Raw genomic sequence first — 21,798 nt, 5'->3', positions numbered from 1 at the left:
ATCGAACTGATGCATCGCATTCGCAAAGACCAGTTCGATCTCACCCGCGTGCACCTCAAAGATACCACTTCGCCGTCGGTCTGGATGGCGGTTCTTTCGGCTCGTTGAGGGGTCCGAAAGAAGAGCGTTACTTCGCCTGCCTACTCAGTTTGCACCACAACCATCATGAGTAACTCTGATCAATTGGCGTGCGAGCGCGCATGGTTGTGCAACTTGCACGACCTGCCCGATGGCGGCGCGCGCGGCTTCGATCCGTGCGAAACCGGCCGGGACACGATCTTCGTCGTGCGCAGGAACGGCGAACTGCGTGGGTACGTGGACTCCTGCCCTCATCATCCCGGCGCTCCGATGGCATGGCGAAAGGACGCCTGGCTGAACGCGCGGGGCACACATATCGTCTGTCATGGCCACGGTGCGCAGTTCGACATTCTGACCGGGGCATGTGTGCTAGGGCCCTGTCTCGGTCAGGCATTGACTCCCGTGGTTCTCCATGTCGCCAGCGGAGATGAGATATGGGTTCGACTGTCTTCGCCCTGGGAGCCTTGAGACGGGCCCACCTTCACCGCTGCGATACCTCCCGGCCCTGCGCCTTGACGGCGCGTTTGCGCTTCCCGTGAGTCGCTTCGCCTGAGGACGCCAGGCTCTCGGCAGCCTCCTTCAGCAGTCCTCGCAGCCAGAGGATCGCAGGGTCGTGCTCCTGATACTTGTTCCACTGAACCTTTTCGGTAAACGACGGAATTTCGATTGGGCAGGGCAACACCCGCAACGGGAAGCGTTCGGCGATCTTGTGGGCGAGGCGCGTCGGCAACGTGGCGATACGCCGGGTTCCGATCAACAGCTCCGGGATGAGGGAAAACATGGGGGCGATGATTTCCTGCCGGCGCACCCTCCTGCCCGTTGACAGGATGCGGGCGTCGTAAGTCACGCGCCGCCCGCCACCCCATTCGATCCCGACATGCCCGGCCGCGAAATATTCGTCGGCGCTCAGCGAATCCGCATGTGCGTTGACCGTGCCGCACACGAGGCACGAAAACGTATCGCTGAACAGGGGTTCGCCGGGATGCCCGGCGACCGTGTTGAACTCTGGCGCAATGAGCAGTTCGGTCTCGCCACTTTCCAGATGTTCGGGGGACTGCGGATTGATGGCGCGCAGATCGAACTGCATGAGGGGCGCGAGGTCTGCAGCCCGGCGCACGACTTCCGAAAGCAGCAGGCTGATGACGTAGTCCGAGGCTTCGATGGTGAATTGGCGCGCCGACGTTGCCGGTTCGAAGACCGGGCGCGCCCGGGTGATCGTCCTGATCTGGAGGAGGACGTCGCGGACGGGTTTGCTCAGTTCGGCGGCGAGCGGCGTGAGCACAAAGGTTTTCCCGACCGGAACGAGCAGTTCGTCATTGAAATACTCGCGCAGGCGGCCCAGAGCGCAACTGGTTGCGGGCTGGCTGAGGAACAACTGCTCCGCGGTGCGTCCGACGCTGCGCGTGGAAAGCAGCGCGTCCAGCACGACGAGCTGGTTGAGGTCGAGGTTTTCGAATCGCATGGCAGATTTATACAATCAATATTCGATATTTGAACAATAAATTTGATAAATGTCATCCCCGAAATCGATAATGTCCGAAACCCATGAAACGGGGCGGCCCACCGCGGCAACGCCTCGCATGTCGACAAAAAGCCGCCCGCCAAACGGGCATTCGCAGTGGAGACGGCGAAACATGACAGAAAGCAGCAAGGGCACATCGCGCAGGGCGCAGTGGGGGCTGGTCGCTTTTCTTACCTGTATCAGCATGCTTGCGCAGATCGACAAGAACATTCTCGTGTTGATGGTCGGGCCGATCCAGCGCGACTTCGGCGTGGGCGAAGTGGAGATCAGCTTCCTGATCGGCACGGCGTTCGCGGTTGCCAACGTCCTCTGCGGCTTGCCCGCCGGCTGGCTGGCCGACCGCGCCGACCGGCGCACGGTCGTGGCGCTCGCAGTGGCGCTATGGTCGATCGCGGTCGCATCGAATGCTGCGGCATCGACTTTCCTCGCACTTGTCGTGGCGCGCGTCGTGGTTGGCGCGGCGGAAGCGTTGGTGCCGCCGTCCGCATATTCGCTGATTCGCGACGGCGTCGACGAGAGCAGGCGGGCACGCGCACTGTCCGTCTACACGATGGCGCTCATGCTGGGCACCGGTCTGTCGCTCGTACTCGGCGGCCCGCTGATCGGCATGGTCAGCGCTTCCGGTATCCACGCGTTGCCGCTGTTCGGGCACGTCTTCAGCTGGCAAATCGTGCTGCTGCTGGTCGGCATCGCAGGCGTTCCGTTGAGCGGCCTGATTTTCCTTTCGGCCGATCCGGGGCGTCGAGCCGGCGCGTGCGAGCAGGCCGCAGCCGCGCCCGCGCGCGTGGGCCGGTATCTGGCAGACAACCGCAGGGTGCTGATGCCGTTGTTGGTGTTTGCCGTCGCGCACTCGATGATTACCTACGGGCTCGGCAGCTGGATGCCGACGATGACCGCGCGGCGCTTCGGGCTGGGCTTGAGCAGTATCGGCCTGTTGCAGGGCGGATTGCTGCTGACAATGGGGCCGCTCGGCCTCTGGGCGGCCGGGTGGGCGATGGGACGCGAAGGCGGCCAGCGCCCGGCCACGGCCATCGAAGTGGGGACGTTCGTCACGCTCGCGTTGACCGTACTGGTCGTGGCGATGTGCTCGACGAGATCGCTGGTGACGTTCTGGATTGTCGACGCGATGGTCGTGCTGTTTTCGTGGACTTTCATGGCGGTGACTTCGACCCTCGTCGCGGTGATCGTTCCGGCGTCGATTGTCGGTAGCGTCATGGCGGTCGTCCTGGTACTTGTCGGGCTGATCGGGCAGGGGAGCGCGCCTTCGGTCATCGCCCTCGTCAGCCGGTATGGCTTCGGTCCCGGAGTCGACTCGCTGCCTGACGCGATGGCGGTCGTGTTTCTCGCGTCCGGCGTGGTGGCGTTGATCGCGGCGCGGGTGCTGCGCAGGAGACTGCGCGACCTTGTGCACGACATTTCAGCGGACGATGCGCAGGTCGCCCGGGAGCGGCCGCTGCACTCGAACTGAATCACTGAAGTGGGCCGCTGCGGATGTGCATCAGGATATTTAATTCGGACTACAAAAAAATAATGCGGGAGATCGTGAATGAAATGGAGGAGAGACGTGAGGCTCTGGAGATCATTGGCGGGCGTGGGGGTGTTCGTGGCATTCCCGGTTGTGGCAACCGCTCAGTCCAGCGTAACGCTGGGCGGCCTGCTCGGCACCGGCATCGCCTACACGAACAACGCAGGCGCGGGACACGCCCAGGTTCAGATTAACGGAACCCATGCGGTGCCGTTCTGGCTGCTGTCCGGCGTCGAACAGCTCGATAGCGATTCGTCGGCATTCTTCCGACTCAGCCAGTATGCGTTCATCAATAACGGGACGAGCACGCCCTTCGAAAGCTATGTCGGCCTGAAGTCGAACAGGCTGGGAACGATCACGCTCGGATCGATGTACGACCTGCTGGCCGACCTGGTTCCCTATACATCGGAGCGCTATACGTCGCTGCTCGCAACCCACCCGGGGAACCTGGACAGAACGGTAGGCAATGCGCTGAACAATCTCGTGAAATACAAGTCGCCGCTCTACGGCGGTGTGTTGCAGTTTGGCGCCATGTACGGATTCGGACAGGCGGGCTCCACGACCAATACCGGGCGTGCCGTGGGCGCCGAAGTGAGTTTCGTCAGCGGTGGCTTTCAGTCGGTGGTGGTCGCGGAGTCCGTGAATGGCGTTCCCTACGCGCCATATACGCGTCTCGGCGTCCCGGAACTATACGGGATCAACTTTGCTGCCAAACCCGCCTTGACGATCAGTCAGTCGCAGAACACCGCGACGGTCGGCCTTGCCTACAGCGGGGACAGCTATCGCGTGATGGGCAACTACAGCTTCACGCATCTGAAGGCGGTGGGCGAAACGGAGAACGCGCAGACGGTTGATGTCGGTGCCCACAAGTACATCACCCCGAGTACGCGCGTGGGTGGGGGGTATTCGTACACCACCCTGGATTCGTACAAGTGGAATCAGTTTCACGCGCATGTCGACTACGCGCTCTCGAAGCGTACGAGCCTCTATGTGCTGAGCGTGTTTCAGATGGCCGGCAGCGGGCAGCACGCGGTCATGCGCAACCAGGCTCCGGCCAGCACCTCGCGGCAGGTGGAGTTTGAAGTGGGCGTGACCCATTTGTTTTAGCGACCCGACGGTGGCCGCGGGTGCGAGAGCTGTCTGAATCGCATACCGCGCGACCTCGGGCTGGACTCATTGTTTTTGACTGGAGAAGCGGGATGCTGTGGGACGTCATTGTCGTGGGAGGGGGGCCTTCCGGCCTTACGGTGGCAGCCGAACTGGCTGGGGCAGGCGTGCGGACGCTCGTGCTCGAACGCCGGACTGGAGGTGTCCAGTCCCGTGCGGGCACGATTTTGCCACGCGTGCTGGAGTTGTTCGACGCACGTGGCATTGCGGACCGCTTTATCGAGCGCACGCGGACGATCGTCGATTATCCGTTTCGCCGTGCGCATATCTGGGCCGGCTTTCCGGGAATTCAGTGGCGGTACCTGGAATCGCGTTTCGGGTTCACGCTGGGCCTTCCGCAGAACCAGACCGAGGAAATACTCTGGGCGTGGGCGCAGGAATGCGGCGTGGAAATACGCCAAGGCGAGGAAGTGCGCGCCCTGCGGCAGGACGAGGAAGGTGTCGAGGTCGATGCCGCCGACGCCGAGGGCAACACCCGGACCTATCAGGCGCACTACCTGATCGGCGCCGATGGCGGACGGAGCCTCATACGCACGAAAGCCGGCATCCCGTTCGACGGCCACTCCGGCACTTTCCGCGGGATCGCAGTCGATACGATTCTGGATGCCCCCTGGCCCGGCAAGCGTGCCGACGTCAACAACGAAATGGGCTGGGCGCGCGGGTACGCATTCGGCTCCGGCATTACGCGTTTCAACATCGTTCATCGCGACCGGCGCCACGCACCGAAAGACGAGCCCGTCGATGTCGAGGAGATTCGTCAGTGCCTGCGCGATATCCACGGCACCGACTACGGCATCGAGCGGCTGCACTGGGCGTCGCGCTTCGACGACACGATGCGCAGTGTGCCGACCTTTCGGTCGCGGCGCATCATGCTGGTCGGCGAGTCCGCGCGGATTCACTATCCAGCCAGCGGGGTCGGCATGAACTTCTGCCTGCAGGACGCCTTCAATCTGGGCTGGAAACTCACTGCCGTGATCAATGGCACTGCAGAAGAATCGATCTTGAACACCTACGACGCGGAACGTTTGCCGGTCATGCGGGCGCTGCTCGAAAGCGTAAAGGCGCAGTGCGCGCTGCAGTTCAACTTCGAACCGGATGCGGTAACGCTCAAGCGTCGTCTCGCGCAACACATCGTCGGGCTGCCCGAGGTGCAAAGCAAACTCGTGCGCGAACTGAGCGGGCTTGAGTTTCCCTACCCCTGCGATGCAGCGAGTCATCCACTAACGGGGCACCGGTTGCCCGACTTCGACGTCGTGATGCTCGACGGCCGGTCGGCGAGCGGCACCGAACTGCTGCGCAGCCGACGCTTCGTTCTGCTGGATCTGGAGGGCGAGAGCGCCCAGTTTGCGCCGATCGCCACATGTGGATTGCCGGTGGACGTCGTTCAGGCGCGTCTTGCGCGGGTTCCGTCGCAGATGGATGGTGTGAAAGGGATCTTGATCCGGCCGGATGCCTACGTGGCGTGGGCGTCGTCCGAGGTCGGCGAGTCGCAAGCGCTCTGGAATCAGTTGCGCAAGTGGCTGGAGGGACCGGCCACGCACGCGGCGTTTCAGTGCGTGGAGGCATCGTTGCGGGAGTCGGTCCAATGATCGCGCGGCAGACCTTGCTGGCCGGCGGGTGGGTGTTGAGCATGGACCCCGCTATAGGCGATTTGCGCGTCGGCGACGTACTCATGGAAGACGGGCGCATCGTTGCAGTGGCACCGAAGCTGGAAGCGCCCCATGCCGAACGTATCGACGCCGGCAACATGATCGTGCTTCCGGGATTCGTCGATACGCACCGGCACACTTGGCAAAGCTGCATGCGCCATCGCTACGCGGATATCGACCCGCAGATCTACTTCGCCGAGATGCTGGGCCCGCGCGGCGCGGGGTTCAGGCCCGAAGACGTGTATGCCGGCACGCTGCTGGGCGCCGTTTCTGCGCTGGATAGCGGCATCACGACGATGCTGGACTGGTCGCACGTCCAGAACAGTCCCGACCACGCCGATGCTGCGATTGCCGGCCTGCGTGATTCCGGAATACGCGCCGTATTTGCGCACGGTTGGCCATTGATCGACGGCGCCGCCTGGATGTTCGATAGCGCGCGCGGGCATCCCGAGGATATCCGTCGCTTGAAAGTCGAATACTTTTCCTCCGACGATCAGTTGCTGACCCTGGCCATGGCCGCGCGCGGCCCGGAGATGGCGCAGCGTGACGTATGGCTCCAGGACCTGCGCCTTGCGCGCGAGTTGTCGATTCGTTCGACGATCCATATGGGGGCCTATGCACGCAATGCGACCGTGAGAGGCATCGCGCAGATGCACGACGCGGGCGTGCTGGGCGAAGACCTGACCTTCGTTCACTGCTGCTGCAGCGGCGTGGACGAGATTGCGATGATGGCGGATGCGGGTGTCAGCGCTTCACTGGGCGTTCACTGCGAGCTCAACGCCCAGGGCATTGGCGACTTGCCGCTCGATCGCATGCTCGCGGTGGGCATCCGACCCAGCCTGAGCGGGGATACGGAAACGAAATGCTGCGGCGACATGTTCACGCAGATGCGCCATGCCTTTGCTCACTATCGCTCATGGATGGGCGGCGGACACTCGCGAACGACCGGTGCACCGGAAACGATCACGTTGCGCGACGTGCTCGAGTTTGCGACCGTGGCGGGCGCGCGGGCGACAGGGCTCGATCGCAGGATCGGCTCGCTTACGCCGGGCAAGCAGGCCGACGTCATCATGATTCGCCGCGACGACCTGAACCTCACACCGGTTTCGGACGCGATCGGCGCAGTCGTGCTTGCCGCTCACGCGGGCAACGTGGATACCGTGTTCGTCGCGGGGCGGCCCGTCAAGCGGCAGGGGCGGATGACCTGCATTGATGTGGATGCGCTCCGGCGGCGCGCACAGGCGTCGCAGGACCATGTGCTCGGAGGGGAAGCGTGAATTCAGCTCACGAAGCGTGCCCGCTCGACCCGGAACTGGCCGCGGTGGTGGCGGCGATGAAGTCGCGCGGCGTGCCGCCGCCGTTTTCGGGTACCCCCGCGCAAGCCAGGGAGCGCATGCGCGGCACGATCATGGCGGCGCGCGAACGCACGACGCTGCCACAGATCGGATCGTTCGAGGACGTGATGGGCCATCACGAAGGCTCGTGCGTACCCGTTCGCGTCTATCGTCCATTGAAGACAGGCAAGCTGCCGACGGTCGTTTTCTTTCATGGCGGCGGCTTCGTCCTCGGCAGTGTTGAGTTGATGGACGACATCGCGCGCAAGTTGTGTCGCGATGTCGAAGCGGTGATCATCTCGGTGGACTACCGTCTCGCGCCAGAGCATCCGTATCCGGCCGCGCACGACGATGCACTGACCGCAACGCTCTGGGCGTTCCACCACGCCGCATCGCTGGGCGGCGACACAAGCTGCGTAGCGGTGGCGGGGGAAAGCGCCGGTGGCAACCTGGCCGCGTCGGCAGTCCAGGCGTTGCGCGACAGGGCGTATGCGCTGGCGGCCCAGTTGCTGGTCGTGCCCGGTGTCGACATGGCGCGTGACGTGGCTGCGCTGAAGGCAAGAAACCGCGACTTCCCGATGCTGGGTACGGCGGACTTGGAGGACATCGTTCGACTCTACATGGGCGAGCGCAGGGAGGAGGCCACGCAAAGCCCGCCATCGCCGTTGCGCGCTGTGTGCCATACGGGCCTGCCGCCCGCGATCATTGCTGTGGCTGGGCACGATGCGCTTTGTGAAGAGGGACGCACGTATGCCCGCTGTCTGACCGATGCGGGAGTGGGCGTGCGTCTGCTGCAATTCGACGACATGTTTCATCCGTTCTTTGGCTTTTTTGAGGTGTCGGCATCTGCCCGGCGGGCCAATGACCTGATTTGCCGGGAATTCGCCCGGTTGCTTCGTGCGCAATCGACTCAATCGTGACGTGCCGGGTAGTCCGGCACGCATCCTGTTCCAGTTATTCAGTAGTCTTGGAGGTTTGCATGCGTTTTGTTTCATTCATGAAGGACGGAAAATCGTGGCTGGGTGTGCGCGAGGCAGGGCAGATTCGCGTGGTTGGTGACGAAAGCCTCGAATCGCTGCTCGCGCGCGGTGTCGATCTCGTCGAGTACGGGCGGGCCGTGGCCTCTGCACAGATCGTCGATCCCGATACGGTCACTTGGCTGCCGCCGCTGCGCCAGCCACCGAAGATCATCTGCGTCGGGTTGAACTATGCCGACCACACAAAGGAAAGCCGGTACGATCAACCCGATTATCCGACGCTGTTCTTCCGCGTTAACACCAGCTTGATCGCGCACGAACAACCGATGGTCCGTCCGCGCGTTTCGGATTCGCTCGACTACGAGGGTGAAATCGCCGTCGTGCTCGGCAAGGGCGGCCGTCACATCGCCAGCGCGGATGCGTTGTCGCACGTGGCGGGATACGCGCTCTTCAACGATGGTTCGGTGCGCGAATATCAGTTCAAGGCGCCGCAATGGACGTTGGGGAAGAATTTCGACGGAACAGGCGCTTTCGGGCCGGATCTCGTGACCGCCGACGAACTGCCGCCCGGGGCCAGCGGGCTGCGTCTGGAAACGCGCTTGAATGGCGAAGTGGTTCAGTCGGCGAATTCCGATCAGATGATTTTCGATGTCGCATCGCTCATCAGCATCGTCAGCGAAGCAATCACGCTTGAGGCCGGCGATGTCATCGTCTCGGGCACACCTTCCGGGATAGGCTGGGCCCGCGAACCGAAACTCCTGATGCGAGCGGGCGACGTGTGCGAAGTGAGCGTCGAAGGCATAGGCACGCTACGAAACGCGATCGTCGACGAACCGGCGGCATGACGTTGGCGCAACGAGTGACGGCCGGCCGGGAGGCCGGCCAGTCGATATCGGGAGATTGATGTGAACGATTTCAATTTGGCGAAGCCGCGGGCCGCCGTGCATTCGATCGATCATTTTGCCCTCGAAGTGCCGTCGGTGGCCGATGCCGAACGTTTCTTCGACACGTTCGGTCTGGAGGTCAAACGCACGGGCGAGCGGAACGAGGCGCTCGACCTGTACGCGGTCGACGGCCATCGCTGGGCGCGCATTTTGCCTTCGGCCCGTAAGCGGCTCGCGTATCTGAGCTTCAACTGCTTCGATTCGGACGTTGTCGCGCTACGCGATCAGGTCGAGGTGGCGGGAGGCGCGATTTGCACCGCGCCCGCAGGAGTGGACCCGTCGGGCATCTGGTTTCACGATCCCGATGGCAATCTCATTCAGGTCAAACCGGGTCCGAAGACCACACCGGATTCGAAGGACCGGCACGTGCACAGCGGAGGGGTTGCGAATGAGCGCGGCGCCTCCACCCGGTCAGCGACCGCGCCCGTCCGGCCGCGTAGACTCTCGCATGTACTACTGTTCACATCTGATGTGCTGCGCGCCGTCGATTTCTACGAGCGGGCTATCGGGTTGCGGCTTTCGGACCGGTCCATGAATCTGATCGCGTTCACGCATGCGCCCCACGGCTGCGATCATCACCTGGTCGCCTTCGCGAAAAGCGCCGGTCGCGGCTGGCATCATTCGTCGTGGGATGTCGAGAACGTTGACCGGGTCGGCGAGGGCGCTGCGCAGATGGCGGCTGCAGGCTATGTGCGTGGATGGGGGACGGGGCGACACGTGCTTGGGTCGAACTACTTTCATTACGTGCAGGATCCGTGGGGCTCGTTCTGCGAGTACTCGGCGAATATCGATTTCGTCTCGGCCGGTATCACCTGGGCCAGCGGAAACTTCCTTCCAGAAGAGTCGCTGTACCTGTGGGGGCCGGAAGTGCCGGACGACTTTGTCCGCAACACAGAAGTAGATGCACCAGGTGTCGAGGGATAAATGTGAGTCGCTGAATTTCCAGACGTGTTCGATCAACCGCAATACTGGAATAGACAGAGGTTTTCGGCGAGTGCGCCAAAGGTTCGGGAAATCAGGACTGGAGTCGAGCCCACATGCAACAGAAGTCTGCACTGCGCGTCCGATCGTTAGGCTGCTTTGTAGAACTGTCGCCGCTGCGACGGCAATATGAGTGACCCGTTGACCCGCCTTCGCCGGTGACACAATCATTTCGCTCTTCCAAACCCTTGTCGCGTAGAGTCGCGCCCCATCGGGACCGAGTTCCGGCCGCGCGGGCAGCGAGGGGCGCAGGGCAAGACGCCGTGCACGGTTCGGCTGACACACCGCGGGCCGCCTGCAAACGGGAAGCGTTTGCGCTTTTCAGGGAAATGCCGGAGGGATGGGGATTCCCTTCACCGAAGCGATCACATCGGGCCGTCTTCCGGTAGGGGGCGTATTTGCCCCACCGAGCTGGAACTGCGGGATCAGTACGGGACGAGCCGGCATACCGTCCGTGCGGCGTTGAATGAGCTTCAGCGACTGGGCCTCGTGTCGCGGCGCAAGAACGCCGGCACGCGCGTGGAATCGATGCGGCCGCGCAACGACTTCCGGCCGTCGCTCGCGTCGATCGACGACGTGGTCCAGTTCGGCACCGAACATCTGCGGGGCGTGCAGTTTTGGGTGCCTGGGTGAACCGATAAAGGAATAGGTGGCTGCGGCTCATGAAGGCAAACGCGTCATGCGGAAGCAATTCATCGGGGGTTGTGGTTCCGCGAGCGTTGTAATATGACGACGTCGCTGTCCGGTGAACTCTACGGAAGTGCTGATGGAAGGCCTGGCGATTTTTGCGGATCAGTTCCGTTGTGTTCCGCCATTGCGCCAACCATACAACACCACATCGACCAATTCCCAACGGGGGCTGGCCTGAGCGGTCTCAATGAGAGTGCGATTCGGTGCCGGAAAGACGTACCAATTGAAAGACCATTCGGTGTAGGTTTTGGCGTAACTTTCGAGATTCAGGCTTGAGGGGAAAAGGCAATTCACTACTTCGAAAAGAATGAGTAGTCAGATTGACATTCGGATGAACGCCGGTATCTGCGATTAGGTTATTGAGAAATAAGCGATTTTTAGAATTTCGTGGCGTGATTGCAGCTGCCTCTTCGCATATCAGAAAAAATAATGAACGAATTAAAGAAAAGTAATATTCGGCTCGATGAGGAGCGGTCGGATTTGCTGGGTTTAAATATAAGTAATTGATTTAAAATGCGTTCTGTTGGGTGCCAAGTACTGGGTTAGTTAGCCTCCGCTCACCTTTCTCTGTTTGAGTCGGCTATGCCGGCGTAGGTTTTTTCCCGTGTTGGGAGAGAACCTACGCCATATGTCTTTCTCCGCAAAAAACCTACGCCGGGAATCGACAACCCTTCGTGCATCGCCGCGATGCCACCGGCCCGAAAGAGTGATCTGATCGCCACGCTTCTCGACATGGACCAGTTCAATGAACTCGCGTCGCGCTTGAGCTTGACTTTAACCACCTGGCGCTATGCAAATGCGCTTGCGCCCCGCTGGCCTGACGCCTTTAGTGTTTTTGCACAGACTTGTGCTTCCAAAAGGCCGGGTTTTCGATTCCATTTCGGTCGCACTCACTCGCACGTTTGCATTGGTCAAGCGGCGAAATAGCGCTCTATAAAGATAGGAATACTTAGTGTGTCACGAACGTAGGCGAGAGCCTGCGGTGCTGTACTGAAGATGGGAGTAGGCCTCCCGGAGTCGGCTTTCAGGAGCAGGCTTCAAACCGCCCGGTGCTGCTGCGTCCAAAAGGCGTGGTGGTGAGCGACTGTGGAAAAGTCACCCGTCAAGGGTGGCAGGTACGTGTTGAGCAGATGAGCGAAAGCGAACCGTCCGATGACGCATCGTTACTTATTTAAAGGCGCTGTCAAAACTGGGGTCGTAAGTTTGCTCCAGGATCAGTCGGGACGACACCTGATTACGGACCCGACGGCAGCCGGTGTAAAGGCGGCATGAACTCAATACAGGCTTCGGTATGGAACGTGAGAACCTTGCTTCGAATGCAAAGGGAAATGACAAGTGGCAGACACCATGAGGAAGAATACCGATGTCGGAGCAAGGGGCGGAGCTGCTCGTAGTAGTGCTGAGGCCTTTGTAATGAAGGTGGAGCGAAGGGGCGGCGTTATCCTGTTGACGAAGGTCACCAACCTGCGCTGGGGATGAGTGACATGACATCAACGAAACCGTACAGCATTGCGAAGCGGGTCGTGTGGGAAGCATACCAGTTGGTGAGAGCCAATCGCGGCGCTGCTGGCGTGGATGATGAAACCGTCGCCATGTTTGAGCAGAACCTTTCGGGAAATCTGTACAAGCTGTGGAACAGGATGTCGTCGGGATCGTACTTCCCGCCACCGGTGAAGCAGGTTGAGATTCCGAAGGCCAAGGGCGGCACGAGAAAGCTGGGGATTCCCACCGTATCTGATCGGGTGGCGAAAAGTGTGGTTAAGCTGATGATCGAGCCGACGCTCGACCCGATATTCCATGAAAATTCATATGGCTATCGGCCGGGCAAGTCGGCGAAACAGGCGATTGCCGTGACGCGCACGCGTTGCTGGAAATACGACTGGGTTGTTGAGTTTGACATCAAGGCGGCATTCGACCAGATCGACCATGTGTTGCTGATGAAGGCGGTGCGACACCACATCAAGGACGGCTGGATCCTGCTGTACATCGAGCGGTGGCTGACTGCTCCGTTCGAAACTGCAGAGGGGGGCGAGTCTGCCCCGGATGCGGGGTACACCCCAGGGCGGTGTGGTCAGCCCGATCTTGATGAATCTGTTTATGCACTATGCGTTCGATAGCTGGATGCAGCGGACATGGACGCAGTCTCCCTTTGCGCGCTACGCAGACGACGCGGTGGTTCATTGCCGCAGTCTGGCGCAGGCACAAGCCGTGATGCAAGCGATTGAAGAACGGCTGGCAGAGTGTGGTCTGACGATGCATCCGGAGAAGTCCAAGATCGTGTATTGCAAGGACAGTAAGCGCACTGGCACTTATCCGAACGTGCAGTTCACGTTCCTCGGTTTTACGTTTAGACCGAGACGGGCATTGAGCAAGCATCGACGGCTATTTACTAGCTTTCTGCCGGCGGTGAGCAATGATGCCCTGAAGCGGATGAGGCATACCGTGCGGAGTTGGCGACTGCACCGACGAACACCGGCGACGCTTGATGAACTCGCGCAGCAATGCAACACGACGATACAAGGGTGGCGGAACTACTATGGGGCGTTCTATCGGACGGCGATGCACAGCCTCTTCGGCTACATCGACCTACGGCTTATGCGGTGGGCTCGACGAAAGTACAAGGGGTTGAGGCAGCACAAGCGACGTAGTGCGGAATGGCTACGCAAGATGAAGCGCGTCCACCCCCGGTTGTTTGTCCACTGGCGTGTCGTCGGGGTATCGGTTGGATAACGGGAGCCGAATGAGTCGAGAGACTCACGTTCGGTTGTGTGTCCAGCTAAGGCTGGCGTGTTCAGCAGGAGACAGACCTGCCGGAGTAGAAGTCAGAAGCTCCGTAGCTGGGATAGCAGGGTGGCGGGAAACCAAGACTCTGAAGCCTATCGACGACCGTCTCCTTGGGGGACGTGCGAGTCATCGGGCCGTAATGAAGGTGAACGTGGATGTGGCCTCGAAAGTGAATAGACCCGAGGGCCGAGCCCGCAACCGTGAGGGTGAAGGCAGCATGGGTAGCCGAATTCTGACCGACACGGCTACACCACTTCGGCGGGGTGGAAGCGACGGCACGATGACAAGGACATGCTAAGCAACTGGAGAAGCCCTCCTCGCCCCGGCGCGAAATCGCCGGAGCAAGGTAGGTCCTATAACCGGCGAACCCGGGAAGTGGACCGAAGGCGAGAGGGTGGCGGATGGGTCCGTAGTAGCGGTGAAGCCGGGTAACGCTGGTGGAGCGAAGGGGCCCTGCTGTTTGTAACGTCCTCGACAACATGGGAGGCAAGGACGAGATGACAAAGGCGTCCAGCAGTTTGCAGGACCTGAGGCGGGGAATATACGTCAAGGCGAAGGCTGAACCGTCCTGGCGTTTCTGGGGTTTGTACGTCCATGTCTGCAAGATGGAAACGCTGCTCGAAGCGTATACGTTAGCCAGAAAGAACAACGGAGCGCCGGGTATCGACGGCGTGACGTTCGAGGCTATCGAGGCGCAAGGTGTGGTGAGCTTTCTTGCGCAGATACAGGCCGAACTGATCGGGCGCACCTACCGGCCACTGCGGGCACGGCGACAGGAGATACCGAAAGATGGGGGCAAGGTCCGCGTCCTTTCGATTCCTGCTATCCGCGATCGTGTGGTCCAGGGTGCGCTCAAGCTCATACTGGAGCCGATCTTCGAGGCAGACTTCCAGTCGGGGTCGTATGGCTATCGCCCAAAGCGTACTGCGCATGAAGCGGTGCAGCGAGTGGCGACGGCAATTGTTCAGTGGAAGACCCGGGTCATAGATCTGGATTTGCGTGCCTACTTTGACACCGTGCGGCATCATCTGCTGCTCGAAAAGGTGGCGCGTCGGGTCAATGACCGGGACGTCATGCATTTGCTGAAGCTGATGCTGACGGCATCGGGTAAACAAGGCGTTCCGCAAGGCGGGGTGATTTCGCCACTGCTCAGTAACGTCTACCTCACTGAGGTGGATCGGATGCTGGAGCGGGCGAGAGAAGCCACGCGCAACGGGAAGTATACCTACGTCGAGTATGCTCGCTTCGCTGATGATCTCGTCGTGCTGATCGATGCACACCCGCGCCATGACTGGCTGCTGAGGGCGGTAAGCAGGCGACTACGGGAGGAGTTTGACAAGCTACAGGTCGAGGTGAACGCGGAGAAGAGCCGCACCGTGGATCTGAGATGCAAGGAGAGCTTCGGCTTTCTGGGGTTCGACTTCCGTCAACTCCGCAGCTTCAGGACACGGGCGTGGCGAGCGCACTACACGCCGAAGCTGAAGAAGCGTACGGCGTTACTGCGCAAGCTCAAGGAGGTGTTCCGTCGATACCAGTCGCAGCCGATAAATCGGGTGGTACAACTGATTAATCCGGTGCTGCGGGGCTGGGTGCAATACTTCGCTATCGGGGACTCTAACGAGTGCTTCAACTTCATCAGGGACTGGGTGGAAAAGAAGATCCGGCGCCACATGGGGCGATCCCGGAACCGACGGGGCTTCGGCTGGAAGCGGTGGAGTAGGCGTTGGCTGTACGAGGAACTGGGGCTGTTCAATGGCTACCGGGTTCGCCGTACCGTCGCACCGAAAGCGCGCGCGGCATGATAGGTCCCATAAACCTTGACGTGAAGCAGACAGGAGAGCGTAGTGCGGGAAAACCGCAAGCTGCGTTCGACGTGGCGGGAGCTGGAAACGTGACTATGGCAGCCGGACTGAGGTCCACCGCGAAAGCGGTGGAGAGACCACCGGAGCCTACCGTGCGCGCGCCAGTTCTCGACCCTACCTGCGAGAGACTCGGGGCGCAACTCCCCGGGTCTACTCACCTCTCAATAGTCCGGTTTAATTCCTATTTTCGATAGTTGGGGTATTCGCTCACGCAAGGAAAGTTGTGTCTAAATTGCAAGCAAAGTTGTGTCTATCGATTCAGGGCGCCCCGAACGCCTGATCAAGCTGCCTCGCACGCCGGACCTCATCCCCATGAAGGTAGATCGACGTGGTGGCAATCGATGCATGGCGCAGGTTGTCGCGTACCGTCACCAGTTCCACGCCGGCCGCGAGCGCATGCGAAGCGTGCGTGTGACGTAGCCAGTGCGGGCTGGCCCGGCGTAGCTTCTCGGCCAGCGGCGGCCGCTCCTTTTCCACGGCGAGCGCGGCCTGCAGAAAGAACCGTCGCAGGATGCGCCACAGCCGCAGGCTCGCGATCGGTTTGTCCTCTTTGTGCAGGCCAGCGACGATCGGTGTGCCGGGTGACCAGCGCGCGGGGGTGAGGGGAAGATCGCGCTGCAGCAGGTACTGAGTCAGTGCGCGGCGCGCGAGTGGCGGCAGGCCGACCTTGGCCGATTTGTCACCCTTGCCGCTTACGTGCAGCCAGTGGTCTCCGCCCTCATCCAGCTGGATGTCGCCGAGCTTCGCTTCAACGAGTTCGCCTGCGCGCAGACCTGTCGCGTAACCGAAGTCGAGCAGGAACCGCAGCCGCTGGGCTGCGGGCGCGCTCCAGCCGTCTGTCCATTCGAGGCCGCTAGCGACCGTGCGAACCAGGCGCCACTCGCTCGCAGTGAAGCTGCGACCTGTGTCGAGCTCGGCGTGCCGCGCGCGGCGTCGCACCCTGACACCGGCGAACGGGTTCGCGAACACGTAACGCTGTTCCACCAGCCAGCGAAACATCGCCGAGAGCACGCTCAACGCATACGCTGCGGATCGCGCGGTGAGCCCGGCGACGAAGGGGTGCCATTCGCCACTGTCGCGTGGCCGGGTGGGACCCGTCCAGCGCGCGTACGGGGTCGGCCGCCGCAGGAAGGCCCGGAACGCGATCGCGTCGTCCGTCGTCAGCGACGAAAGGGCCCGGCCGCGCTCGATAATCGCCCAGAGCATCAGGCGCTCGGCTTCCTTGCGGTAGGCGCGGTAGGTTCCGGGTGACTCCTGCAACGAGAGCCACGACTGCACGGCCTCATAGTCATTGGCCGCGGCAAGCAGGCAGGCCGTCCGGGGGGCACGGAACTGTCCACGGGTCCCGTTCAGCGCCGCCGGCACACGCAGTCTCTCCCATGGCGCAAGCGGCTGCTGTGCAGTTGTGGCAAGCATGGCAACAGTGTGCGCCGTCAGTTCTGGATGGGCATCGAGAAACGCCTCGACGCGCTGGCCACCAGCCTTTCCGATCCCCCGAAAGGTCTCCCACCAGCGACGCCGTCGGCGCACGCGTACGACAAGATCCGCGATCGTATGCAGTCCATGGGCCGTGAGCGGGCAGACGAGGCGCGGCGGCAGCCACATGCTGACGGGATCGCCCAGCCGAGGCGCAGGCAATGGCAACCGGCGCAGCGCCTCGATCGCCCTCGAGACGGCCGGCCCGTTGCCGCGTGCGGGGTGTTCCAGAAGTGGGCCTGCCAGCACGGCACGATTGCGCTCCCGCGCGTGGTCGACCAGTCGCCGGCGGATCCGGCCCAGCGTGCTGCGCGCGGAGGCGTCCGTGACGCATGGACGATCGAGATAACGGCAGACCGCCGTGCGCGCGCCGACACCTTCGTACCAGCTGCGCAACCCAGCGAGTTCGGCGTCGCTGGGGAATCGGGAGGACGGGGGATCAGGCGGGTGCGGTTGCATGGCAGCGACTTCCCGGGGTGAGAATCGCGCTTGTCAGTTTAGTGCTTCCCGGCGCTTGCGGGGCGACTGCGTCCCAGAGCCGGCACGACCGGGACACCGCGAAGCGGGCTCAAGCATCGAACTGGTATCAACGTCGGCGTCACGAAAATGTCACAATTCAGTTCCCAACCTGCGAGCCCCCTGCCTCGCAGACGTCCACCGGACCTGAAAAAAATGATCGGGAACTTCGAACTTCTGTCGCGCCTGCTGATTGCTGCGCTTCTCGGCAGCGTGATCGGATTTGAGCGCGAGAGACTGAACTGGGCGGCTGGCCTGCGCACGCACATGCTGGTCTGCGTCGGGGCCGCGCTCATGATGCTGGTTTCGGCGTTCGGGTTTGCCGACGTGCTGGGCGAGAAGAACGTCGTGCTCGATCCGTCCCGGGTCGCCGCCCAGGTGGTTTCCGGTATTGGCTTTCTTGGCGCGGGGTCGATACTTCTGCGTGGTGAAGTGGTACGCGGTCTTACGACGGCGGCGAGTCTCTGGTCGGTTGCCGGTATCGGGCTGGCAGTCGGTGGCGGCATGTACACGGCGGCCATTGGCGCGACGGCCATCATCCTCGTCATCCTGGTCGGTGTGAAGCCCCTGGAGCGGCGCTTTATTGCTGTGCGTCAGCAGCGCAACATCCAGTTGCTAGCCGAGCACGGGAGCGTCTCGCTGGATAGCGTTCACGAGGCACTTGGCACGGGGAGCGTTCGCGTCAAGCAGTTCATCGTCCAGCAGTCGGAGGATGACGCCGATCTCGACGACGTGCAGATCGCACTGTCGCGGGTGACGGCAAACGAGTTTACGACGATCTGTGCGCGGCTCGAAGCCATGTCGGGGGTCCGGGAGTGCCGGCGCGAGAAGTAAGGCGGGGAGACAGTCATGACGCGAAGCTACGATTACGAGGGTTTTACGCTCGAGATCGCCGTTGAGTCCGATATCCGCATCGGGCCGGCCAGGGGCGAGCCAACCCGGCCAGGGTACATTGCTGTTGTCCGGATATTTCAGGCAGCCAATACCGTTGCGGTGTTTTCCCCCCTGCGTTTCGGTGAGGTGGGTGGCCGTCCCTTTGCAACGGAGGCCGACGCGCTCATGGGCGGATACAGTGCGGCGTGCAAGATCGTCGATGATCTGTTTTGCCAGGACCGGCATTGAGCGTGGCTCGGCAGGCGGGACGTCGCCCGGCTGGCACCGGCCCTCACCCGGTCCAGGACACGCGGTAACCGTAACTCACGCAAGACCGGAGTCGACTGTTTCAATGGCGCATCGACAAGCGCCCATCCCCCGGGCGTTGCCGCCCGCCACCATCGTTCCCCTATCCCACATATTGGTGGAAATCCCTGGATCGTGTCTATTAATGGCATGGATTTAACAAAGTTAGAATAAAGACTCTAGATTGGCGCGACACTGCTCTTAACGGCTCTGTCCTGCGCGTCCATGCCGGTCACCAGCCGCAGTGGCAGCGGCCAAGCCTCGTCCGCAAGGACCTGAGAGACATTCATTGAGTACGCCTGAGAAGATGCTGTTTGCCACGACACACGAGTGCAGCGCAGTGAATCTGGCCATCCTGAACGGCCAGCTGTTTGACAGCCTCCATGAGCTGGCGCGCCTGAACATGGAGACCTGCAGGCTGGTGTTGTCTGGCGCCGGCCTGCATTGGGAAAACGTGTTGCGGGCACAGACGCCTGAGCAGCTCGCCATGCGTCAGGCCGCCACATTGCCCTGGCTCGCCATGCAGTTCGCCGGGTACACCCGTGGCTGGATGGACATCGCTTCGGAAGCGGCAGCGAAGCTCAGCCGAAGTGCCAGCGACAGTCATGACGGGCACGTGCGCCACCTGAACACAACGCTCGACGGTATGGCGAGGTGCGCACGCGGAGTCGATTCGATGTTGAGGGCGCTGCATCCGGCCCCCGTCGCGGTGGATGGTGATCTGGCAAGCCAACCGCGTGCGGCCACGCGTGATGCCGCATCCGCCGGTCTGGATAGTGCGCCAGAGGCATCTGCCGGGGCGATACCGCGAAGTCGCTCCCCTAGGCGACGACAGTCGTCCAGATAGCCGACGCTCCTTAATGTCTGCCCCGGTCCGGTCACACGCCGCGCGGTGACCACCCGACCGGATTACCGTTCACCGAGTCCCCTCCGGGAGGGAAACGCCGTGTTGAGCCCCCACGAGCTGGCCACGTTGTTGCTGGTCAAGGATGCGCCTGAGCGGATCGAGGCGGATCGTGCCGAACTGTGCGCGCTTCGCGCGCTCCAGTTCATCGCGAACGATCCACCAGAACCGGGCTTTCCGGTGCCTCGCGTCACGCCGCATGGGGACGCATTTCTGCGCGCGATCGCGCGGGTGCGCTGACCGACACTCAAGGACACAAAGCCCATTATCCGGACGGTCTATCTGTCAATATTCGTTGAGCGTGCCGCCCACGCGATCGGGCAGCGATCCTGACGAACCTGAGGAGGCTGACGTGGATCCATCCTGGCTGGGAATGCTTGTGGGCGCGATCGTGCTGGTGATCGCGTCATGCGGCGTCGCCGCTCACTATCGCCGTGAACGCCGTCGTGCCGACCTTCTGCGCAATCTGGATCACCACGAGTGGTGTCGCTGGACCAGGTCACGGCACTGAATGCCTTTGCGATGCATTTACATTCAAGAAGTAACACTGGAGGGCGGTGATTTCATTCACGCCGAACGCGGGAGGGGCGGGCAACGCGGCGGCGCACCAACACAGGGGAATCCATCGTGAGCTACGATTTCGTAGAAAAGGATCTGGCGCACATCCGCAACGTGCTCAATCATCTCGAGCACTCAGCCGGCAACCTGCACGCATGTGAAACCGGGGCAGCGATTGACTTACATTGGTGGCGGGCCAGGATACAGGCCGTTCTGGCCACGCCACTGCTACCCATTCACATCGAGAGACAGGCGAGGGACCTGCTCGTCCGCCTCGACCATCTGCCAGATCAGTCTGGACTGCGAACGGGTGACGCCCGGTGATGGTCATTGACGCCTCGCTTGCACAATATTTTCACTGTGTGGCGAGCCTCGCGGGCGTGCGACACAGTGGTGCGTTGTGGCCTCGTTGCGCACCAGCCGGGAGGAGTCTGCTCGCGTATGAGGCATTCTCGCCGGCAGCGGTCCTGTGGATGACGCCGGGGCGTCGGAATGCATCCCGCCCGGCGCAATGGCGTATTTATTGCTCTTAGACTGGCTGGTCGACGATGGCCACAGACGTAGTCCTCGACTTGTGTGGGGGAGAAGTTGCAGACGGGACAACGGCGTCTCGAAACGCAGACGTATGGAGCGATTCCATACGCGCGCTTCGGGACGCCTTTTTTTTTCATCCATGGATGACGCAACGACGCGGGCACGAAGGATGGAGCATGTGGGAGACAGATGCGTACGAGATGGATGCAGTTCTTCGCAGCCGTAGTGGGTGGAGGTGAGGCGCCACCGCGCAATACGGTGGCTGACGTTCAAAACCGCGAGATCGAACCAGAAGAGGACACGTTGCGCGAGTCGGCTGACTGGCGACCGGCGGCGCTCCGTACGCGGGGCGCTCGCAGACGCGCCGCTTTTCGCAACGGGACGTGGCGGCCGCGCCAACCGGTCCCCCGGACGTGCGGGAAAGCGCGTCGCTTCTGAAACTCCTGGCTGCGGGATGATCAGCGCAAGGGCGTCACGCCTGTGCACGGTCGCGGACACCATCCGCGGCGGCAGGGCGCTGACTAGCCGCGAGCAGCAAGAGCCTTTCGAGGTGTTCGCTTGCGCGGGCGACGATCTCAACGCGGGTCGTGGCGAGCTGGCGATCGTACTCGTTCACCACGGTCGTAAGCTCACCGATCAACGAATCAGGGAGGTTCCATTCTCCCGTCCTGTCTGCCCCGGCAAGCACCTTATCGAGATTGTGCTCGACGCGGTCAATGTCGTGAATATCGAGCCTGCCGAATCCGGCGCGGGTGATATAGCCGGTGATGAGGACGATCTGGCACATGTGATTCACCAGTGCTCGGCCGGCCTCGCCGTTGCGCAAACGCTCGAGCACAATCCGCGTGCGCAGCGCAAGATTGGCTGCTTCGTTTCGGGACATGGGAAGGAGCAATGCTTTCGAGAGAGCCCTGGAAGTCGGCTGTCGAAGGGATCGGGGCTTGTTGCTGCTGGACATGTCCAGGTCTCCGGCGCGAGAGGTTGGGGCTCGCCATGTTCTTGATGTTCCTCCCGAGGGGGAGTGAAGGCCGCTCGAATGAATGGGCCGCCTCAGTATTAGGGCGAATTGTCGGCAGCAGGAGCTTAAGGGATGCTTAAGTGTGCGTTAAGCGATGCGG

At 61.8% G+C, this 21,798-nt stretch carries 19 protein-coding genes and 2 pseudogenes; 18 read left to right on the top strand and 3 right to left on the bottom strand.

All coding sequences use genetic code 11. The features are described 5' to 3' along the window. Positions 1-108, top strand: a pseudogene (locus HV773_RS37595) (IS6 family transposase); the annotation flags it as partial. 57 nt (positions 109-165) lie between these two features. Next, positions 166-546 carry a Rieske (2Fe-2S) protein gene (locus HV773_RS31920; protein WP_175197916.1) on the top strand — a complete coding sequence of 127 codons (381 nt, stop codon included), beginning with the start codon at positions 166-168 and terminating at the stop codon, positions 544-546. 13 nt (positions 547-559) lie between these two features. Here HV773_RS31920 and HV773_RS31915 read toward each other — a convergent pair whose 3' ends face one another. Next, positions 560-1,540 carry a LysR family transcriptional regulator gene (locus HV773_RS31915; RefSeq protein ID WP_175197915.1) on the bottom strand — a complete coding sequence of 327 codons (981 nt, stop codon included), beginning with the start codon at positions 1,538-1,540 and terminating at the stop codon, positions 560-562. A 172-nt stretch (positions 1,541-1,712) separates the two neighbouring features. Here HV773_RS31915 and HV773_RS31910 point away from each other — a divergent pair, with 172 nt between their 5' ends. From HV773_RS31910 to ltrA, 11 genes and pseudogenes are all read left to right on the top strand, one after another. After that, on the top strand, positions 1,713-3,068 hold the full coding sequence (locus HV773_RS31910) for an MFS transporter (RefSeq protein WP_175197914.1): 1,356 nt from the start codon (positions 1,713-1,715) through the stop codon (positions 3,066-3,068). A gap of 78 nt (positions 3,069-3,146) precedes the next feature. Next, positions 3,147-4,232, top strand: a complete 1,086-nt coding sequence (locus HV773_RS31905; protein WP_175197913.1) for a porin — start codon at positions 3,147-3,149, stop codon at positions 4,230-4,232. A 92-nt stretch (positions 4,233-4,324) separates the two neighbouring features. Further along, positions 4,325-5,881 (top strand): FAD-dependent oxidoreductase, encoded by a 1,557-nt coding sequence (locus HV773_RS31900; protein WP_175197912.1) that lies wholly within the window; start codon positions 4,325-4,327, stop codon positions 5,879-5,881. Further along, positions 5,878-7,218, top strand: coding sequence for an amidohydrolase family protein (locus HV773_RS31895; RefSeq protein WP_175197911.1), 1,341 nt, complete (start codon positions 5,878-5,880; stop codon positions 7,216-7,218). Before HV773_RS31900 ends, HV773_RS31895 begins: the two co-directional genes overlap by 4 nt. Before the next feature lie 56 nt (positions 7,219-7,274). After that, on the top strand, positions 7,275-8,195 hold the full coding sequence (locus tag HV773_RS31890) for an alpha/beta hydrolase (protein ID WP_175197910.1): 921 nt from the start codon (positions 7,275-7,277) through the stop codon (positions 8,193-8,195). 59 nt (positions 8,196-8,254) lie between these two features. Then, on the top strand, positions 8,255-9,097 hold the full coding sequence (locus HV773_RS31885; RefSeq protein WP_175197909.1) for a fumarylacetoacetate hydrolase family protein: 843 nt from the start codon (positions 8,255-8,257) through the stop codon (positions 9,095-9,097). 60 nt (positions 9,098-9,157) lie between these two features. After that, positions 9,158-10,120 carry a VOC family protein gene (locus tag HV773_RS31880; protein ID WP_175197908.1) on the top strand — a complete coding sequence of 321 codons (963 nt, stop codon included), beginning with the start codon at positions 9,158-9,160 and terminating at the stop codon, positions 10,118-10,120. A 397-nt stretch (positions 10,121-10,517) separates the two neighbouring features. After that, a pseudogene (locus HV773_RS37590) lies at positions 10,518-10,792 on the top strand (GntR family transcriptional regulator); the annotation flags it as partial. 1,559 nt (positions 10,793-12,351) lie between these two features. Further along, on the top strand, positions 12,352-12,984 hold the full coding sequence (locus HV773_RS37105) for a reverse transcriptase domain-containing protein (RefSeq protein ID WP_281365317.1): 633 nt from the start codon (positions 12,352-12,354) through the stop codon (positions 12,982-12,984). Further along, the gene (locus HV773_RS37310; RefSeq protein ID WP_465263009.1) at positions 12,911-13,597 is read left to right on the top strand and encodes a reverse transcriptase domain-containing protein; all 687 of its coding nucleotides are present in this window, start codon (positions 12,911-12,913) and stop codon (positions 13,595-13,597) included. The genes HV773_RS37105 and HV773_RS37310 overlap by 74 nt, the downstream gene beginning before the upstream one ends. 551 nt (positions 13,598-14,148) lie before the next feature. Next, a complete protein-coding gene (ltrA, locus tag HV773_RS31865; RefSeq protein ID WP_175197906.1) occupies positions 14,149-15,453 on the top strand; it encodes a group II intron reverse transcriptase/maturase in 1,305 nt (434 codons plus the stop codon). Between the two features lie 318 nt (positions 15,454-15,771). Here ltrA and HV773_RS31860 read toward each other — a convergent pair whose 3' ends face one another. Further along, on the bottom strand, positions 15,772-17,448 hold the full coding sequence (locus HV773_RS31860; RefSeq protein ID WP_175197905.1) for a phage integrase family protein: 1,677 nt from the start codon (positions 17,446-17,448) through the stop codon (positions 15,772-15,774). A 213-nt stretch (positions 17,449-17,661) separates the two neighbouring features. On the opposite strand from HV773_RS31860, the gene HV773_RS31855 reads away from it, so the two are divergent. The 5 genes from HV773_RS31855 (at position 17,662) to HV773_RS31835 (ending at position 20,470) form a co-directional block, all read left to right on the top strand. Continuing rightward, positions 17,662-18,339, top strand: a complete 678-nt coding sequence (locus HV773_RS31855) for an MgtC/SapB family protein (protein WP_175197904.1) — start codon at positions 17,662-17,664, stop codon at positions 18,337-18,339. 15 nt (positions 18,340-18,354) lie between these two features. Next, positions 18,355-18,627, top strand: coding sequence for a hypothetical protein (locus HV773_RS31850; protein WP_175197903.1), 273 nt, complete (start codon positions 18,355-18,357; stop codon positions 18,625-18,627). 397 nt (positions 18,628-19,024) lie between these two features. After that, positions 19,025-19,531, top strand: a complete 507-nt coding sequence (locus tag HV773_RS31845; RefSeq protein ID WP_246282544.1) for a phasin family protein — start codon at positions 19,025-19,027, stop codon at positions 19,529-19,531. Positions 19,532-19,630: 99 nt separating this feature from the next. Then, positions 19,631-19,828, top strand: coding sequence for a hypothetical protein (locus tag HV773_RS31840; protein ID WP_175197902.1), 198 nt, complete (start codon positions 19,631-19,633; stop codon positions 19,826-19,828). Positions 19,829-20,215: 387 nt separating this feature from the next. Then, positions 20,216-20,470, top strand: a complete 255-nt coding sequence (locus HV773_RS31835) for a hypothetical protein (protein ID WP_175197901.1) — start codon at positions 20,216-20,218, stop codon at positions 20,468-20,470. 682 nt (positions 20,471-21,152) lie between these two features. On the opposite strand, the gene HV773_RS31830 is transcribed toward HV773_RS31835, so the two are convergent. Beyond that, the gene (locus tag HV773_RS31830) at positions 21,153-21,638 is read right to left on the bottom strand and encodes a hypothetical protein (RefSeq protein ID WP_246282543.1); all 486 of its coding nucleotides are present in this window, start codon (positions 21,636-21,638) and stop codon (positions 21,153-21,155) included. Positions 21,639-21,798: the final 160 nt, after the last annotated feature.

Source organism: Paraburkholderia caffeinitolerans (genome assembly GCF_902859945.1).
GTDB classification, from domain to species: domain Bacteria; phylum Pseudomonadota; class Gammaproteobacteria; order Burkholderiales; family Burkholderiaceae; genus Paraburkholderia; species Paraburkholderia caffeinitolerans.
Note: the sequence above shows the minus strand (reverse complement) of the source record. Positions and strands in the feature narration are given on the sequence as shown.

Bases quoted from the DNA above. Each gene is read 5' to 3' on its own strand.
- HV773_RS31890 (WP_175197910.1), top strand. From the start codon at position 7,275: ATGAAGTCGCGCGGCGTGCCGCCGCCGTTTTCGGGTACCCCCGCGCAA.
- HV773_RS31830 (WP_246282543.1), bottom strand. From the start codon at position 21,638: ATGTCCAGCAGCAACAAGCCCCGATCCCTTCGACAGCCGACTTCCAGG.
- HV773_RS31910 (WP_175197914.1), top strand. From the start codon at position 1,713: ATGACAGAAAGCAGCAAGGGCACATCGCGCAGGGCGCAGTGGGGGCTG.
- HV773_RS31850 (WP_175197903.1), top strand. From the start codon at position 18,355: ATGACGCGAAGCTACGATTACGAGGGTTTTACGCTCGAGATCGCCGTT.
- HV773_RS31900 (WP_175197912.1), top strand. From the start codon at position 4,325: ATGCTGTGGGACGTCATTGTCGTGGGAGGGGGGCCTTCCGGCCTTACG.
- HV773_RS31855 (WP_175197904.1), top strand. From the start codon at position 17,662: ATGATCGGGAACTTCGAACTTCTGTCGCGCCTGCTGATTGCTGCGCTT.
- HV773_RS31915 (WP_175197915.1), bottom strand. From the start codon at position 1,540: ATGCGATTCGAAAACCTCGACCTCAACCAGCTCGTCGTGCTGGACGCG.
- HV773_RS31885 (WP_175197909.1), top strand. From the start codon at position 8,255: ATGCGTTTTGTTTCATTCATGAAGGACGGAAAATCGTGGCTGGGTGTG.
- HV773_RS31860 (WP_175197905.1), bottom strand. From the start codon at position 17,448: ATGCAACCGCACCCGCCTGATCCCCCGTCCTCCCGATTCCCCAGCGAC.
- ltrA (WP_175197906.1), top strand. From the start codon at position 14,149: ATGACAAAGGCGTCCAGCAGTTTGCAGGACCTGAGGCGGGGAATATAC.
- HV773_RS31895 (WP_175197911.1), top strand. From the start codon at position 5,878: ATGATCGCGCGGCAGACCTTGCTGGCCGGCGGGTGGGTGTTGAGCATG.
- HV773_RS37310 (WP_465263009.1), top strand. From the start codon at position 12,911: ATGCGGGGTACACCCCAGGGCGGTGTGGTCAGCCCGATCTTGATGAAT.
- HV773_RS31905 (WP_175197913.1), top strand. From the start codon at position 3,147: ATGAAATGGAGGAGAGACGTGAGGCTCTGGAGATCATTGGCGGGCGTG.
- HV773_RS37105 (WP_281365317.1), top strand. From the start codon at position 12,352: ATGACATCAACGAAACCGTACAGCATTGCGAAGCGGGTCGTGTGGGAA.
- HV773_RS31920 (WP_175197916.1), top strand. From the start codon at position 166: ATGAGTAACTCTGATCAATTGGCGTGCGAGCGCGCATGGTTGTGCAAC.